Genomic DNA, 15317 nt, shown 5'->3' with positions numbered 1-15317 from the left:
CCCACGCCGGTCCGGGTGCAGAGGACTCCGCCGCCGTCAAGGTGGTCTTGGGGTCGTCATCGATGATCAGGCGCTGGGCCACAGCCTCTTGCCGGTGGACCCGTCCAGGCCGACGAGTTCCCTGCGCGGGCCGCCGCTCCGCTACCCCAGGCTGTCGCGCGCAAATCCCTTTCAGCGAGGGGAGTTCGGGGGATACCCGGCCTCGGTGCCTGCGCCCAGGCAAAAGCGATCCAGGTGCCCCTGATCCGTGTGAAGAAACACGGAAATTCGACTGTGTGTTCGCCTATGGCCAGGGCATCAGAGGGGACGGAGGTTGATAACTATGGTTCCCCTGCTTCTCGTCCTGCTGCTGGCCCTGGTCCTCTTCGGTGCGGGCTTCGCACTGAAGGCCCTGTGGTGGATCGCGGTGATCGTGCTGGTCCTGTGGCTGCTCGGCTTCGTGCTGCGCACCGCGGACAGTGGTGGCCGCAAGGGCCGCTGGTATCGCTGGTAGACCGGCCGCCACCCGAGGCGAAAAAACATCAGGAATGGGGTAAACGAAAGTGACCCGTATGTCTTCGAGGAAAGGCGTTCCCGTTCCATGGCCGACACACAAGATGTCGTAGAACTCATTCTCCAGGACCACCGCCGCATGGAAGACCTCTTCCGGCAGATGCGGAGCGTCGAAGCCGACCGGGCCGGTGCGCTGCGGGAATTCGCGGATCTGCTGATCGCGCACGCGCAGGCCGAGGAGGCCAAGGTCTACCCCGCGCTCAAGCGGTACAAGAACATCGACGACGAAGAGGTCGAGCACGGCGAGCACGAGCACGACGAGGGCAACGAGGCCCTCCTGGAGCTGCTCGAGGTCGACGAGGTCGGCTCCGAGGAGTGGGACTCGAAGCTCGAGGAGCTGGTGGAAGCCGTCACCCACCACGCCGACGAGGAGGAGCGCACCATCCTCAACGGCGCGCGGGAGAACGTGGCGATGGAGCGCCGGGAGGAGCTGGGCCGGGCGTTCGCGCAGGAGCGCGAGCGTCAGCTGAAGGCCGGCTGTGGTTCCGTGGAGAACGTACGCAAGATCGTCGAGTCCTGACTCGACCGGACCGGCCCTGATGGTCACCGCCCGCGGGCGGTGACCATCAGGGCCGGTCGCTGTTGTCACGACCGCGCGGCGCGGCACACGGCTCCTCGGGTGCCGCGCGGGCGGCGTCCCGCGGCGGCGGCCGCCCTGTCGGCCGGGCGGCGTTCCGCCCTGTCGGCCGCCCTGTCGGCCGGGAGATGCGGAAGTCGCTGTGCGACGCGACGGCGAGGGCGACCCGTCGCCCGATCACCCCCTGGGGAGTCGGCCCCGGCGACGACGCGGAGAACGCCGTTTCCATGGCGGGGACAACCACCGGCATCTCTGTCCCAAGCTGGGACGATGCGCGGGCAGACCTTGTGCAGGTCGTTGCAGGGGGGTTGTCCAGACATTCTCTCCCGCCTAGGGTCCCTACCGAGTGCAAGCGCTTTCCAAGCGTGTGTCCGCCGGCCGTCCGAGGAGCGCCGCATGTCCTTGTCCCCCACCCGCCGCCGCGTGGCCGTCGTCGGCACCGGAGCCATCGTCGCCGGGAGTCATCTGCCCGCGCTGCGGGCCCACTCCGACCGGGTGGAACTGGTGGCCGCCGTCGACGTGGACCAGGAGCGGCTCGGCGCCTTCCGCGAGCTGGCCGGTGACCAGGTCGCCGGATACACCTCGATGGACGCGATGCTGGACGCCGAACGCCCCGACCTGGTCCTCATCGGCACCCCGCCCTCCCTGCACCGCGACCAGACGGTGGCCGCGCTGAAGGCGGGCGCCTGGGTGCTGTGCGAGAAGCCGCTCACCCTGTCGCTCGCCGAGTACGACGAGATCGCCGCCGCCGAGGAGGCCTCCGGCGCGTACGCGGCGGTCGTCTTCCAGCACCGCTACGGATCCGGCGCCGTGCACGCCCGCGAGCTGATCAGGAGCGGCGAGCTGGGAGCCCCACTGGTCGCGCACTGCCAGACCACGTGGCACCGGGACGCCGCGTACTACGCGGTGCCATGGCGCGGGAAATGGGCCAGCGAGGGCGGCGGCCCGACCATGGGCCACGGCATCCACCAGTACGACCTGATGCTGCACCTGCTCGGGGAGTGGGAGGAGATCCGCGCGATGGCCGCCCGCCTGGTCCACGACACCGAGAGCGAGGACGTCTCCACCGCCCTCGTGCGGTTCGGCAGCGGCGCCCTCGCCACCGTCGTCAACAGCGTGCTGTCCCCGGACGAGGTGAGCCGCATCCGCATCGACTGCGCGGACGCCACGGTCGAACTCACCCACCTGTACGGCCACGGCAACGACAGCTGGACCTACACCCCGGCCCCGCACGTCGCCTCCGAGCGGACCACCGCCTGGCGCACCCCCGCAAGCGACGTGCCCAGCTCGCACACCGCCCAGCTGGGCGCGCTCCTCGACGCCTACGACACCGGCACCAGGCCCCCGGGCAGCGGCCGTGACGCCCGCGCCACCCTCGAGTTCGCCGCCGCCCTGTACAAGGCGGCGTTCACCGGCCGCTCGGTGCACGCGGGGGAGATCGTGCCCGGAGACCCCTTCTACGAGGCCATGCACGGCGAGTACCCCGACTGGGCCCCCAAGGAGCGCGCATGACCATCCGCGTCACCCACACGCACGGCGAGAACATCGCCGTCACGGCGGCCAACGGCACGGAGATCCTCCGCTACGTCTACCGCCCCGACCCGGATCCCTTCGAGTCCCGCAAGCCCTACGCCCACCCGGTGCGCACGCTCTCCGGCCGCACGGTCACCGGCTACCGCCCGAACGACCACCGCTGGCACAAGGGCCTGCAGATGACCGCCAGCCATCTGTCCGGCCAGAACTTCTGGGGCGGCAACTGCTACGTCCACGGCGAGGGCTACCTCCCCCTGCCCGAGCGCGTCGGCTCGATGCGGCACGACGGCTTCGCGGACCTCACCGTCGAGGACGACCGCCTCGCCCTCACCGAACACCTCACCTGGATCGAGAACGGCGGCGAGGAGTGGGCGCGCGAGGTGCGCGGGCTGACCGTCCACTCGGTGGACGAGGAGGCCGGTTCCTGGGCCCTGGACTGGTCGATCCGCCTCACCAACACCCGTTCCGAGCCTCTCGCCTTCGGCTCCCCGACCACCGCGGGCCGCGAGATGGCCGGCTACACCGGACTCCAGTGGCGCGGCCCGCGCGACTTCACCGGCGGCACGGTCTTCGCCCCGGACACCGACGCCGACGCGGGCAAACTGATGGGAACCCAGGGGCCCTGGCTCGCCTTCACCACCGAGCACGACGACGTCGACGGCCACTCCACCCTGGTCTTCGCGCACGCGCCCGAGAACCTCGACGAGACGTCCGCGGTCCACGCGTCGCACTGGTTCGTCCGCTCCGAGCCGTTCCCGACGGTCGCGTTCTCCTGGGCGTTCTTCGAGGAGTTCGAGCTGCCGCCGGGGGAGTCCTTCGCCTACCGGTACCGCCTCGTCGTCGCCGACGGCGCCTGGGACCGCGACCGGGTCGGCGCGCATCTGGAGGCCTTGCCGTGGTGAGCGAAGCCGAGCCGGCGGGCCTTCCGCACCCGCTGCCCGGCGCCATCGGCCTGTCCCACCTCAGCGCCTACGACTGGGAGGCCGCCGACGGGGTCTGCGGCGGCAGCCCGCACCTGCACCTGGTGTGCACCGAGGCGTACGTCGTCACCGGCGGCCGGGGCGCGGTGCAGACACTGAGCCCCGACGGCTACCGGGACATCCCCCTCGAAGCCGGCTCCCTCGCCTGGTTCACACCGGGCACCGTGCACCGCATGGTGCAGGGCGGCGATCTGCGCATCACCGTGCTGATGCAGAACAGCGGTCTGCCCGAGGCCGGGGACGCCGTGTTCACCTTCCCGACCGAGGTCCTCGCCGACCCCGACCGGTACGCCGCCGCCGCGTCCCTGCCGCCCGGCACCGGCCCGGAGACGGCGGCGGCCGCCCGGCGCCGCAGGGACCTCGCCGTCGAGGGCTACCTCGTCCTGCGCGAGGCTCTCGTCGCCGGCGACAACGGCCCGTACCGGGAGTTCCAGCGCGCCGCCGCCCGGATCGTGCGCGACAAGGTGCCCACCTGGCAGGCCCTGTGGCGGGAGGGCGCCCTGGCCACCGCGCAGCGCACCGGGGCCCAGCTCGACGCCCTGGCCGCCGGCGATCCCGCCTACCTGGGCGAGGCCACCGCCCACGAGGCCGCGCCCACCCGGCTCGGCGGCTTCGGCATGTGCGGCCGCCGTGACGAGTACGCGCTGCCCGGAACGACCCTGCCGCACCAGGGGACGTAGCGGCAGGGGGCTTGAGGGGGGCCTGAGGGGGGCTCAACCGAAACTCCGTCGAGAGGAGCGACCTCGGCATGCCCGGACACAGGACGAAGGGGTTCTACGCGTCGGCCGCCGCACTGGCACTGTGTGCCCTGCTGGCGGGCTGCGGAGGACCAGGGGAGACCGCCGGCGGCAGGATCGTGCTGCGCTACACATGGTGGGGCAACCCCGACCGCGCGGAACGCACCGAGCGGGCCGTCGCGCTGTTCGAGAGACAGCACCCGAACGTCGACGTGACCACGTCGTTCTCCGGCTACGACGCCTACAAGCAGAAACTCGCCACCCAGGCCGCCGGCGGTGACGCCCCGGACGTGATGCAGCTGGACTACCGGCAGATCGACCAGTACGCCTCCGGCGGCGTGTTGCTGGACCTGGCGAAGCAGAAGTCCGTCCTGCGCACCGCCGAGATCGACCAGGGCCTGCTCGCCACCGGCCGCGTGGACGGCGTCCAGTACGCGATCCCGCAGGGCCGCGGCACCGAGACCGTCGCCTACGACGTCGAGACCTGGAAGAAGTCGGGCGTGCCCCTCCCCGGCGAGAGCTGGACCTGGAGCCAGTGGGCCGACACCATGCGCGCTCTGGCGAAGAAGACCGGCAAGCCCGGGGCGACCGACCCCGGCCAGAGCGAGGACTCCTTCGAGGTCTGGCTGCGCGGACAGGGCAAGGCCCTCTACAACGGGGACGGCGGGCTCGGCTTCACCGCCGACGACCTCACCCGCTGGTGGACCTTCACCGACGGGCTGCGCCGCGAGGGTGCCGTCTCGCCCGCCGAGCAGACCACGCAGCTCGACGGCTCCGTCGAGAACACCCCGCTGGGACGCGGCACGTCCGTCACGGACGCCAACTGGGACGCCCCGGCCAGCGGCTTCGCCGCCCTCGTCGAGGGCGGCGTCGCGCTCGCCCCCATGCCGTCCGGCGAGGACGGCACACCCGGCCAGTACTTCAAGCCGTCCATGTTCGTCGGAGTCTCCGCGAACACCGCCCGTCCGAAGGAGGCGGCGCAGCTCGTCGACTTCCTGATCAACGACCGGGAGGCCGCGAAGATCCTCGGCGCGAGCCGCGGCATCCCCGTCAACGAGACGATCCGCGACGAGATCGGCCCGCGGCTGAAGGACTTCGACAGGACCATCGCCGACTTCCAGACGTCCCTGGAGGGCAAACTCAAGGACCCGCCCCAGGCGCCGCCTTCGGGCGACAACGCCCTGCAGAGCACCTTCCAGCGCGACTACGACCAGGTGTCCTACGCGCGCATGTCGCCCCGCGAGGCGGCCGAGAACTACGTCACCGAGGCGAAGGCGGAGCTGAGGTCATGACCACCACCGCGGTCCCCGCGGAGGCGAGGCGCGCCCCCGCAGCCGCCCCGAAGCGCCGGCCCAAGCGCGAACGCGAGGGCGCCGCCTGGGTGTTCCTCTCGCCCTGGGTGCTCGGCGCGATCGTCCTGACGCTGCTGCCGATGGCGGTGTCGCTGTATCTGTCGTTCACCGACTACGACCTGTTCACCCCGCCGAAGTGGGTGGGCCTGCGCAACTACGCGCAGATGTTCACCGAGGACCCCCGCTACTGGCGCTCGGTCGTGACGACCCTGACCTACGTCGTCGTCGCCGTGCCCCTCCAGCTGGCGCTCGCCCTGGTCGTCGCGCTGGCCCTGAAGGGCATGAAGCGCGGCAAGGGCTTCTACCGCTCCGCGTTCTACGCACCGTCCCTGCTCGGCGCGTCGATGTCCATCGCGCTCGTGTGGCGGGCGATCTTCAACGACGGCGGCACCGTCGACCACCTGCTCGGGACCGGAGGCTGGGTCAACAAGCCCGGCTGGGCGCTGCTGGCCGTCGCTCTGCTGACGGTGTGGCAGTTCGGGGCGCCGATGGTCATCTTCCTCGCGGGGCTCCAGCAGATCCCAGCCGAGCTGTACGAGGCGGCGGCGGTCGACGGAGCCGGGAAGTGGCGGCAGTTCCTGTCCGTCACCGTCCCGATGCTGTCCCCGGTGCTGCTCTTCAATCTGGTCCTGCAGACCATCCAGGCCTTCCAGGTGTTCACCCCCGCCTTCGCCGTCAGCGCGGGCAAGGGCGGACCGGCCGACTCGACCCTCGTCTACACCATGTACCTCTACGACCGCGGCTTCGTCGCCTCCCACATGGGCTACGCCTCCGCCATGGCCTGGGTGCTGCTCCTCGTGATCGGCATCGTCACGGCGGTGCTGTTCCGCACCTCGCGCTCCTGGGTCTTCTACGCCTCCGAGGGGGACCGGTGACCTCGACGACCGCCACCCGCAAGCCCGTTCGCCGGGGTCGTCTCGCCCTGCACCTCGGCTGCCTGGCCGCCCTGCTGGTCATGCTGTACCCCCTGGCCTGGCTGCTGGCCACCTCGCTCAAGCCCGCCGACGAGGTCATCGCCAGCCTCGACCTGCTTCCCGGCCACCTGGAATGGTCCAACTACAGGACAGCCCTCGACGGCGTGAACGACGTCTCCATCTGGCGGCTGCTCGGCAACTCCCTGCTGATCGCGGGCGGCGCGGTCCTCGGCAACGTCATCAGCTGCTCGCTCGCCGCCTACGCCTTCGCGCGCCTCAGGTTCCGTTTCCGTGGGCCCCTGTTCGCCTTCATGATCGCCACGATCATGCTGCCGCACCACGCGGTGCTGATCCCGCAGTACATCATCTTCAACCAGCTCGGCCTGGTGAACACCTACTGGCCGCTGATCCTGCCGAAGTTCCTCGCCACCGAGGCGTTCTTCGTCTTCCTCATCGTGCAGTTCATGCGCGGTCTGCCGCGCGAGCTGGAGGAGGCGGCCCGGATCGACGGCTGCGGCCCCTTCCGCAGTTTCTTCCAGGTCGTGCTGCCGCTCACCCGGCCGGCCCTGATCACCACCGCCATCTTCACGTTCATCTGGACCTGGAACGACTTCTTCACCCAGCTCATCTACCTCTTCGACCCCGGGAAGTTCACCCTCACCCTGGCGTTGCGCTCGTTCGTGGACGCCTCCAGCACCTCCGCGTTCGGCCCGATGTTCGCCCTGTCGGTGATCGCGCTGCTGCCGATCGTGCTGTTCTTCCTCGCCTTCCAGCGGTTCCTGGTGGAGGGCATGGCCAGCTCCGGAGTGAAGGGGTGAGCGGATTGCGTCCCCGCGAGGCGGGCGAGGTGTTCGGCCCGCGCATGACCCTGTTCGCCGACGTGCTGAGCGTCGGACTCGCCACGGCGGCGGCCTGTCTGCCCCTGGTCACGGCTCCGGCCGCGGTGTCGACGGCGTGCGCGGTCCTGCGCGGCGCGGGACAGGACCGGCCCGTCACGGCGGGGCGGTATGCCGCCCTGCTGCGGCGGCGGTTGCGCACCGGCGACCTGGCGGCGGGAGCCGTCGCCCTGGCGGGCCTGCTGCTGTTCGCGGCGGACCTGGCGCTGGCCGGGGCCGGGCTCCCGGGGGCGCCGCTGTTCGCGATGGCCGCCGCGGTGATCGGCGCGTGCGCGGCGGTGGTCGGCCTGCGGGCCTGCGCACGTCCCGAGTCGCTCACCGACTGGCGTGCGGCGGTGCGCGGGGCCGGGCGGGACGCCGTGGCGGACGTGGGCGGCAGCGGCCTGGTGCTGCTCGCCGTGGCGACCGCCGCGCTGTGCGCGTGGATGCTGCTGCCGCTGGCCTTCCTCGCGCCCGGGCCGCTGGCTCTGGCGCTCACGGCCGTCGACGTACGCCGGTCCGCAGCCGTTGTCCTTCACTAGCCGGAGTTTCAGGGGCCGTTGGGGCGTCCGGGGCCCTCGTCGCCGCCACGGGCCGGTGCCGCTCCCGCCGGCCAGCCTCGGGGGCTCACCGGCCGGACGCAGACCAGCGCGTCCGGCATGGCACCCGGGCCGCCGGCCCGGGGCGAACCAGGCCGCCCGAGCCGCGTACGCGTTCGTCGGTGCAGGGGTGCCGGGCGCGGGTGTGGGTCATCGCCCCCGGCCCGGCCGCGCGTCACCGGCGCAGGGCGCCGACGACGCTGATCCGCGGCCATGAACGGGCCGCCGCGAGGAGGGCCTGTGTCCGCGCCGACGGAGTGGCCGCTGCCGCCGCCAGGGCCGCGGCGGCGCTCGCGATCCCGAGGACCGCGCCCGCCGCCACGTCGCCCGGGTAGTGCACGCCGGTGTGGACGCGGGAGTAGCCGACGGCACTCGCCAGCGCCCCGAGCGGGACCGCAGCGGGGGGCAGGACCACGCCGACGGCGGTGGCGAACGCGACCGCCGACGCCGTGTGCCCGGACGGGAACGACGCCGAGGTCGGCATCTTGACGTGCCGGTCCACCGTCACCCGGGCCGCCTCGCGGTCGGGCCGCGCCCGGCGTACCAGGCGTTTGCCGAGCAGATTGGCGGAGGCCGAGGCCACGGCGATCGCGCCGACGCCGACGAGGGCGGCCTTGCGCGGCCGCTTCCCGGCCAGAGCCAGGGCGGCGGCGATGGCGAACGAGATCTTGGAATGATCGGCCGCGTGCGACAGCTGGCGCAGCGTCCGGTCCAGGGTCGGCGTGGGGGTGGCGGCCACCGCCGCGTACAAGGCGCCGTCGACGGCCCTGAGATCGCCGAACACGGCACCCAGGAGCCGGCCGCGTCCACCCGCGAAGTCCCGGGTGTTTCGGAGCGGACGGGGGGCGTCCGCGTCTGTGGTCGTCGGATCGGTCATGTGCTTCTCCCCGCAGTGGCCTTCCCCAGCAAGGTACCGGCTCACGCCCGGCGCATGCTCGGCGCCCCTGCGAGCCGGTACCTCCCGAGTGCCCGGACGGCGGACGGCCACCCCGGTGAGCAGGAACACTGAGCGCATGTCACCCCTGTCTCGCCGCGTCCTGCGCGCACTGGAGCGTTTCCACGCCGCCCGCCCCTGGGACCACAACGCCCACTTCCACCGCTGGATCCTGCGTCGGCTTCCCGGACGGGTGGGGAGCGCCCTGGACGTGGGCTGCGGCAGTGGTGACCTGGCCCGGCTGCTGGCCGGCCGGGCGGAGCGCGTGCACGGGATCGACGCCGATCCGGAGATCACGGCCCGGGCGCGGGAACTGACCCCGGCGGCGGCCCCGGTGACCTACACGGTGGCCGACGCGCTGACCGGTCTCGGTGAACGGTCGTACGACGTCATCACCTGCGTCGCCGTCGTCCACCATCTGCCGTTCACCGAGGCCCTGGAGTCCTTCCGCGACCGTCTCGCCCCCGGCGGCACCCTGGTGATCGTCGGCGTGGCCCGGGAGTCGACGCCCGTCGACCACCTGCTCGGCATCGCGTCCATCCCGCTCAACATCGTCATGGCGCTGCTGAAGAACCGGGGCCGCCCGGCACCCCGGCCGGTGTCGATGACCGCCCGCACCCGTCCGCCGGGCCTCGCCTTCCCCGAGATCGTGCGCGAGGCCCGGGCCGTGCTGCCCGGCGTCCGGGTGCGCCGCCGTCTGCTGTGGCGCTACACGCTCGTGTGGCGCCACCGCTGATCCGCCGGCGCCTCAGCCGGCGGCCCGGAAGGTCCGCAGCCGCAGCGAGTTGCCGACCACGAAGACCGACGAGAAGGCCATGGCCGCACCCGCGATCATCGGGGTGAGCAGGCCGGAGGCGGCCAGGGGGAGGGCCGCCACGTTGTAGGCGAAGGCCCAGAACAGGTTGGAGCGGATGGTGCCGAGCGTGCGGCGGGCGAGCCGGATGGCGTCCGCGGCGGCCCGCAGATCGCCGCGTACGAGGGTCAGGTCGCCGGCCTCGATGGCGGCGTCCGTGCCGGTGCCCATGGCCAGGCCGAGATCGGCCTGGGCGAGGGCCGCGGCGTCGTTGACTCCGTCCCCGACCATCGCCACCGACCGGCCCTCGGCCTGGAGCCGCTTGACGACGTCGACCTTGTCCTGCGGAAGCACCTCGGCGATGACCTCCTCGATGCCCACCTCGCGGGCGACGGACCGGGCCACCGCCTCGTTGTCACCGGTCAGCAGGATGGGCGTGAGGCCGAGCGCCCGCAGCCGGGCCACGGCCTCCGCGCTCGTGTCCTTCACCGCGTCGGCCACCTCCAGCACCGCTCGTGCCTCGCCGTCCCACGCCACGGCTATGGCCGTGCGCCCGGCGTCCTCGGCCGCCGCCCGTGACCTGGCCAGGCCCTCCGGCAGCTCCATCGCCCAGTCGGCCAGCAGCCGCGCCCGCCCGACGAGCACCGCGTGGCCCTCGACGACGCCCTGAACACCGAGTCCGGGCACGTTGGCGAAGTCCTCCGGAGCGGGCAGCGCGCCCAGCTTCTCCAGCGCCCCGTCGGCCACGGCCCGGGCGATCGGGTGCTCGGAGGAGTGCTCCAACGCCCCGGCCAGCCGCAGCACTTCGGCCTCGTCCGTGCCGTCGGCGGTGTGCACGGCCAGCAGCGTCATACGGCCGGTGGTGACGGTGCCGGTCTTGTCGAGGACGACCGTGTCGACCCGGCGGGTGGACTCCAGGACCTCGGGGCCCTTGATGAGGATGCCGAGCTGGGCGCCGCGCCCGGTGCCGACCATCAGCGCGGTCGGTGTCGCCAGCCCCAGGGCGCAGGGGCAGGCGATGACGAGGACGGCGACCGCCGCGGTGAAGGCGGCCGTCAGCCCGGTGCCGTTGCCCAGCCAGAAGCCCAGCGTGCCCAGCGCGAGCGCGATCACCACCGGCACGAACACCGCGGAGATCCGGTCCGCGAGCCGCTGCGCGGCGGCCTTGCCGTTCTGCGCGTCCTCCACCAGCCGGGCCATGCGGGCCAGTTGGGTGTCGGCGCCCACCCGGGTGGCCCGCACGACGAGCCGCCCGCCTACGTTGATCGTGGCGCCGGTGACCGGATCGCCCGAACCCACCTCCACGGGCACGGACTCGCCGGTGAGCATCGAGGCGTCCACGGCGGAGGACCCCTCGACCACCGTCCCGTCCGTCGCGATCTTGTCACCGGGACGGACCAGGAAGCGGTCCCCGACCCGCAACTCCGTGACGGGAACGGTCTGTTCACGGCCGTCGGCCCGCAGCACCGTGACGTCCTTCGCTCCCAGCTCCAGCAGCGCCCGCAGCGCCGCCCCGGCCTTGCGCTTGGCGCGCGCCTCGAAGTAGCGCCCCGCCAGGATGAACGCGGTCACGCCGGCGGCGGCCTCCAGGTAGATGTTCCCGGCGCCGTCCGTGCGCTCGATGGTCAGCTCGAAGGGGTGCGTCATGCCCGGCGTGCCCGCGGTGCCGAGGAACAGAGCCCACAGCGACCACAGGAACGCGGCCGAGGTGCCCACCGAGATCAGCGTGTCCATGGTGGCCGCGCCGTGCCGGGCGTTGGTGAACGCCGCCTTGTGGAAGGGCCATGCCGCGTACGTCACGACGGGCGCGGCCAGCGTGAGGGACAGCCACTGCCAGTACTCGAACTGCAGCGCCGGGATCATGGCCATGGCCACGACGGGGACCGACAGCACCACGGCCGTGATCAACCGCTCGCGCAGGGGCCGCAGTTCGTCGGCCTCCTCGGCCGGGCCGGTCCGGTCGGCGGGAGGCCGGGGCTCCTGCGCGGTGTACCCGGTCGCCTCGACGGTGGCGATGAGATCGCCGACCGAGACGTCACCGGAGTAGCTGACCTTGGCCTTCTCGGTCGCGTAGTTGACGGTGGCGGTGACCCCGTCCATGCGGTTGAGCTTCTTCTCGATGCGCGCCGCGCAGGAGGCGCAGGTCATGCCGCCGATGGCGAGTTCCACCTGGGCGTCGGCGCCGGTCGTCGTGCCGGTACTCATGGCTCAGACCCTCCCGGTCAGCTCGTAGCCGGCCTCGTCGACGGCCTCCGCGATCAGGGCGTCGTCGGGCTCGGCGGCAGTGGTGACGGTGACGCGGCCGCTGCCGAGGTCGACCTCGACGCCGATGACACCGTCGAGCGTGCCGACGACCTTGGTCAGCGTGGCCTCGCAGTGGCCGCAGGACATGCCGGAGACGGCGTAGGTGGTAGCGGGCATCGGGTGCCTCCTCGGGACGGTTCAACAGATGGGGGATATACGGGGCGGGGGTATCCCCCCGCCGACTTCATGTATACCCCCGAGGGGTATACGATGCAAGCGTCCGAGCAACTTGACTCGATACCCCCCAGGGGTATGGTGAACTGTATGGAGGCCCCGCATTCGAGCGGGAGGCCCGGTATCTGAAGGAGCCGACGGTCATGAACACCGGACTGAGGATCACCACCTTCGCCGCCGCCCTGGCGGCGACCTTCGGCGCGGCCTACGGCGTCGGCCAGGGCATCGACCCCGTCGTCGCCGACAGCCCCCCGAAGCACGCGGACGACCACACCCCGCCCGCGCCGGAGCCCGGGACGGGGGAGGGCCACGCCGGACACGACACGCCCCCGGCCGGCGGACTGCAGATCTCGGAGGGCGGCTACACGCTCGACCTGGAGACCCCGCGCGTCACCGCGGGCGAGCGCGCCGACCTGCGCTTCACGGTCCGGGACGCCGGAGGCCGCGCGCTCACCGCCTACCAGCGCGAGCACGACAAGGAACTCCACCTGATCGTGGCCTCACGCGACCTGGTCACCTACCGCCATCTGCACCCCACCCGCGCCGCCGACGGCACCTGGAGCACCCCCCTGGACCTGCCCCGCGCCGGCGGCTACCGCGTCTTCGCCGACTTCACCCCGGCGAAGAAGGGCGCCGAGAACCTCACCCTCGGCGCGGACCTCGCCGCCTCCGGCCCCTACGAGGCCCGGCGACTGCCGCCGGCGAGCACCACGGCCCGGGTCGACGGCTACGAGGTGAAGCTGTCCGGCGCCCTGCGCCCCGGCGAGGCGAACGAACTGGAGCTGAAGGTCTCCCGCCACGGCAAGCCCGTCACCGACCTCCAGCCCTACCTCGGCGCGTACGGCCACCTGGTCGCCCTGCGCTCCGGCGACCTCGCCTACCTGCACGTCCACCCGAACGGCGAACCCGGCGACGGCACGACCAGGCCGGGCCCGGACATCTCGTTCACGGCCACGGCACCCAGCTCCGGCTCCTACCGCCTGTTCCTCGACTTCAAGCACGACGGAGAGGTCCGCACGGCGGCGTTCACCGTCCGCGCCGGGGAAGCGGTGGCCGGGTCCGACACCCCCGAGGGGCATGCGGAGGACGGACACGGGCACTGAGCCTCAGCCGAGCGCCCGGTCCAGGTTGAACGCCGCGCTGATCAGCGCCAGGTGGGTGAACGCCTGCGGGAAGTTGCCCTGCTGCTCCCCGGTGTGGCTGATCTCCTCGGCGTACAGGCCGAGATGGTTGGCGTACGTCAGCATCTTCTCGAACGCCAGGCGCGCCTCGTCGATCCGGCCGGCGTGCACCATCGCCTCGACGTACCAGAACGAGCAGATGGAGAACGTGCCCTCGTCGCCGCGCAGCCCGTCGGGGCTCGACCGGGGGTCGTAGCGGTAGACCAGCGAGTCGGACACCAGCTCCTCGGTGAGCACGTCCAGCGTCGACAGCCACTTCGGATCGGTCGGGGCGATGAACTTCGTCAGCGGCATCATCAGCACGGCGGCGTCCAGCACGTCGCCGTCCTCGTGCTGGACGAAGGCCCCGCGCTCTGCGGACCAGCCCCGGCTCATGATCCACCGGTAGATCGTGTCGCGGCACTCCCGCCAGCGCGGCAGGTCGGCGGGCAGGCCGCGCCGGTTGGCCATCCGGATGGCCCGCTCGATCGCCACCCAGCACATCAGCCGCGAGTACAGGAAGCTCTTGCGCCCGCCCCGCGTCTCCCAGATCCCCTCGTCGGGCTGGTCCCAGTGCACGCACACCCAGTCCACCAGCGCGCACACATCGTCCCACTGACCGCTGGAGATGGGCTTGGCCCACTTGTCGTAGAGGTAGATCGAGTCGATCAGCGCGCCGTAGATGTCGAGCTGGAGCTGGTCGGCCGCCGCGTTGCCGACCCGCACCGGTGCGGAGCCGTGGTGGCCCTCCAGATGGTCCAGGGTGCGCTCGGGCAGCTCGGCGCGGCCGTCGATGCCGTACATGATCTGCAGCGGGCCGGAGCGCTTGCCGTCGCCCGGGCTGACGTGCCGGGTGACGAAGTCCATGAAGGCCTCGGCCTCGCCGCTGAAGCCCAGCCGCAGCAGGGCGTAGACGCAGAACGCCGCGTCGCGCACCCACACGTACCGGTAGTCCCAGTTGCGTTCGCCGCCGAGCTCCTCGGGCAGGCTCGTCGTCGGCGCGGCCACGATCGCCCCCGTCGGCGCGTAGGTGAGCAGCTTCAGCGTCAGGGCCGAGCGGTGCACCATCTCCCGCCAGCGGCCCTTGTACCGGGACGCCGCCAGCCAGTGCCGCCAGTACGCCACCGTCGCCTCGAACTGCTCCTCGGCCTCCGTGCGCGCGCACCGTCGGGGCGTCACATCGCCGCCGACCTTGTCCAGGGCGAAGACCGCCGACTCGCCCTCGGAGAGTTTGAAGTCGCCGCGCACGTCCGGGCCGTCGGCCTCCAGCGGCACGGTCGCGGTCAGCGCGAGCGCCAGTCCCTCCGTCTCGAACACCGCTGTGTCCCCGGCCAGCCGGAGGGTGTGCGGCAGGGAGCCGTACTCGAAGCGGGGCGCCACGCGCGTACGGAAGGGGATCGAGCCCCGCACGCACACCACCCGCCGGATCAGCCGGTGCCGCTCGGCCTCGGCCGGCCCGCCGCCGACCGGCATGAAGTCCTGCACCTCGCCGACCCCGTCCTCGGTGAAGAACCGGGTGATCAGGACATTGGTGTCGGGGAAGTAGAACTGCTTGGTCCGCGCCGGCACGGTCGCCGCCAGTTCGAAGCAGCCGCCGCGCTCCGCGTCCAGGATCGAGGCGAACACGCTCGGCGCGTCGAAGGCCGGGCAGCAGTACCAGTCGATCGTGCCGTCGGTCCCCACCAGGGCCACACTGCGCAGATCGCCGATCAGACCGTGCTCGGCGATCGGTACGTACCGCCGGCCGCTCGCCACGTCCCGGTCCCGTGCCGCTCCGCCCATGACAGCCTCCCTGCCCGGTAGGCGCCTCAGCCCCAGCCTAGAACCGCCGAC

The 15317-nt window shown here is 72.2% G+C and carries 15 protein-coding genes; 11 read left to right on the top strand and 4 right to left on the bottom strand.

Annotated features, from left to right (window positions below):
- Nucleotides 1-322 precede the first annotated feature (322 nt).
- The 9 genes from ACFY9E_RS20185 (at nucleotide 323) to ACFY9E_RS20145 (ending at nucleotide 8062) form a co-directional block, all read left to right on the top strand.
- The gene (locus ACFY9E_RS20185; RefSeq protein WP_184567467.1) at nucleotides 323-493 is read left to right on the top strand and encodes a DUF5670 family protein; all 171 of its coding nucleotides are present in this window, start codon (nucleotides 323-325) and stop codon (nucleotides 491-493) included.
- 87 nt (nucleotides 494-580) lie between these two features.
- Nucleotides 581-1072, top strand: a complete 492-nt coding sequence (locus ACFY9E_RS20180) for a hemerythrin domain-containing protein (RefSeq protein WP_390985668.1) — start codon at nucleotides 581-583, stop codon at nucleotides 1070-1072.
- Between the two features lie 453 nt (nucleotides 1073-1525).
- On the top strand, nucleotides 1526-2641 hold the full coding sequence (locus tag ACFY9E_RS20175) for a Gfo/Idh/MocA family oxidoreductase (RefSeq protein WP_390985666.1): 1116 nt from the start codon (nucleotides 1526-1528) through the stop codon (nucleotides 2639-2641).
- On the top strand, nucleotides 2638-3564 hold the full coding sequence (locus ACFY9E_RS20170; RefSeq protein WP_390985663.1) for a DUF6807 family protein: 927 nt from the start codon (nucleotides 2638-2640) through the stop codon (nucleotides 3562-3564). The genes ACFY9E_RS20175 and ACFY9E_RS20170 overlap by 4 nt, the downstream gene beginning before the upstream one ends.
- Nucleotides 3558-4322: a cupin gene (locus ACFY9E_RS20165; protein WP_390985661.1), complete on the top strand. Its 765-nt coding sequence runs from the start codon at nucleotides 3558-3560 to the stop codon at nucleotides 4320-4322. The genes ACFY9E_RS20170 and ACFY9E_RS20165 overlap by 7 nt, the downstream gene beginning before the upstream one ends.
- Nucleotides 4323-4390: 68 nt before the next feature.
- Nucleotides 4391-5671, top strand: coding sequence for an extracellular solute-binding protein (locus ACFY9E_RS20160; protein WP_390985658.1), 1281 nt, complete (start codon nucleotides 4391-4393; stop codon nucleotides 5669-5671).
- Nucleotides 5668-6606 carry an ABC transporter permease subunit gene (locus ACFY9E_RS20155; RefSeq protein ID WP_390985655.1) on the top strand — a complete coding sequence of 313 codons (939 nt, stop codon included), beginning with the start codon at nucleotides 5668-5670 and terminating at the stop codon, nucleotides 6604-6606. The genes ACFY9E_RS20160 and ACFY9E_RS20155 overlap by 4 nt, the downstream gene beginning before the upstream one ends.
- On the top strand, nucleotides 6603-7463 hold the full coding sequence (locus tag ACFY9E_RS20150; protein WP_390985652.1) for an ABC transporter permease subunit: 861 nt from the start codon (nucleotides 6603-6605) through the stop codon (nucleotides 7461-7463). The genes ACFY9E_RS20155 and ACFY9E_RS20150 overlap by 4 nt, the downstream gene beginning before the upstream one ends.
- On the top strand, nucleotides 7460-8062 hold the full coding sequence (locus ACFY9E_RS20145; RefSeq protein ID WP_390985649.1) for a hypothetical protein: 603 nt from the start codon (nucleotides 7460-7462) through the stop codon (nucleotides 8060-8062). Before ACFY9E_RS20150 ends, ACFY9E_RS20145 begins: the two co-directional genes overlap by 4 nt.
- Before the next feature lie 232 nt (nucleotides 8063-8294).
- Here the strand turns inward: ACFY9E_RS20145 and ACFY9E_RS20140 are convergent, their stop codons facing one another.
- Nucleotides 8295-8996, bottom strand: coding sequence for a phosphatase PAP2 family protein (locus ACFY9E_RS20140; RefSeq protein WP_390985646.1), 702 nt, complete (start codon nucleotides 8994-8996; stop codon nucleotides 8295-8297).
- Between the two features lie 136 nt (nucleotides 8997-9132).
- Here ACFY9E_RS20140 and ACFY9E_RS20135 point away from each other — a divergent pair, with 136 nt between their 5' ends.
- Entirely contained in the window at nucleotides 9133-9789 is a 657-nt protein-coding gene (locus ACFY9E_RS20135) for a methyltransferase domain-containing protein (protein WP_390985644.1), read from the top strand.
- Between the two features lie 12 nt (nucleotides 9790-9801).
- Here ACFY9E_RS20135 and ACFY9E_RS20130 read toward each other — a convergent pair whose 3' ends face one another.
- The gene (locus tag ACFY9E_RS20130) at nucleotides 9802-12051 is read right to left on the bottom strand and encodes a heavy metal translocating P-type ATPase (protein WP_390985641.1); all 2250 of its coding nucleotides are present in this window, start codon (nucleotides 12049-12051) and stop codon (nucleotides 9802-9804) included.
- 3 nt (nucleotides 12052-12054) lie between these two features.
- Nucleotides 12055-12267 carry a cation transporter gene (locus ACFY9E_RS20125; protein WP_390985639.1) on the bottom strand — a complete coding sequence of 71 codons (213 nt, stop codon included), beginning with the start codon at nucleotides 12265-12267 and terminating at the stop codon, nucleotides 12055-12057.
- A 200-nt stretch (nucleotides 12268-12467) separates the two neighbouring features.
- Between ACFY9E_RS20125 and ACFY9E_RS20120 the strand changes: the two genes are divergently transcribed.
- Nucleotides 12468-13427 carry a hypothetical protein gene (locus ACFY9E_RS20120; protein WP_390985637.1) on the top strand — a complete coding sequence of 320 codons (960 nt, stop codon included), beginning with the start codon at nucleotides 12468-12470 and terminating at the stop codon, nucleotides 13425-13427.
- Nucleotides 13428-13430: 3 nt separating this feature from the next.
- Here the strand turns inward: ACFY9E_RS20120 and ACFY9E_RS20115 are convergent, their stop codons facing one another.
- Nucleotides 13431-15266, bottom strand: a complete 1836-nt coding sequence (locus tag ACFY9E_RS20115) for a glycoside hydrolase family 15 protein (RefSeq protein WP_390985635.1) — start codon at nucleotides 15264-15266, stop codon at nucleotides 13431-13433.
- Nucleotides 15267-15317: the final 51 nt, after the last annotated feature.

The organism is Streptomyces sp. NPDC012466 (assembly GCF_042955215.1).
In the GTDB taxonomy this organism is placed as follows: Bacteria; Actinomycetota; Actinomycetes; order Streptomycetales; family Streptomycetaceae; genus Streptomyces.
Note: the sequence above shows the minus strand (reverse complement) of the source record. Positions and strands in the feature narration are given on the sequence as shown.

Excerpts from the sequence above, each read along its gene's own strand:
- ACFY9E_RS20185 (WP_184567467.1), top strand. The coding sequence starts at position 323 with ATGGTTCCCCTGCTTCTCGTCCTGCTGCTGGCCCTGGTCCTCTTCGGT.
- ACFY9E_RS20180 (WP_390985668.1), top strand. The coding sequence starts at position 581 with ATGGCCGACACACAAGATGTCGTAGAACTCATTCTCCAGGACCACCGC.
- ACFY9E_RS20175 (WP_390985666.1), top strand. The coding sequence starts at position 1,526 with ATGTCCTTGTCCCCCACCCGCCGCCGCGTGGCCGTCGTCGGCACCGGA.
- ACFY9E_RS20170 (WP_390985663.1), top strand. The coding sequence starts at position 2,638 with ATGACCATCCGCGTCACCCACACGCACGGCGAGAACATCGCCGTCACG.
- ACFY9E_RS20160 (WP_390985658.1), top strand. The coding sequence starts at position 4,391 with ATGCCCGGACACAGGACGAAGGGGTTCTACGCGTCGGCCGCCGCACTG.
- ACFY9E_RS20155 (WP_390985655.1), top strand. The coding sequence starts at position 5,668 with ATGACCACCACCGCGGTCCCCGCGGAGGCGAGGCGCGCCCCCGCAGCC.
- ACFY9E_RS20140 (WP_390985646.1), bottom strand. The coding sequence starts at position 8,996 with ATGACCGATCCGACGACCACAGACGCGGACGCCCCCCGTCCGCTCCGA.
- ACFY9E_RS20135 (WP_390985644.1), top strand. The coding sequence starts at position 9,133 with ATGTCACCCCTGTCTCGCCGCGTCCTGCGCGCACTGGAGCGTTTCCAC.
- ACFY9E_RS20130 (WP_390985641.1), bottom strand. The coding sequence starts at position 12,051 with ATGAGTACCGGCACGACGACCGGCGCCGACGCCCAGGTGGAACTCGCC.
- ACFY9E_RS20125 (WP_390985639.1), bottom strand. The coding sequence starts at position 12,267 with ATGCCCGCTACCACCTACGCCGTCTCCGGCATGTCCTGCGGCCACTGC.
- ACFY9E_RS20120 (WP_390985637.1), top strand. The coding sequence starts at position 12,468 with ATGAACACCGGACTGAGGATCACCACCTTCGCCGCCGCCCTGGCGGCG.
- ACFY9E_RS20115 (WP_390985635.1), bottom strand. The coding sequence starts at position 15,266 with ATGGGCGGAGCGGCACGGGACCGGGACGTGGCGAGCGGCCGGCGGTAC.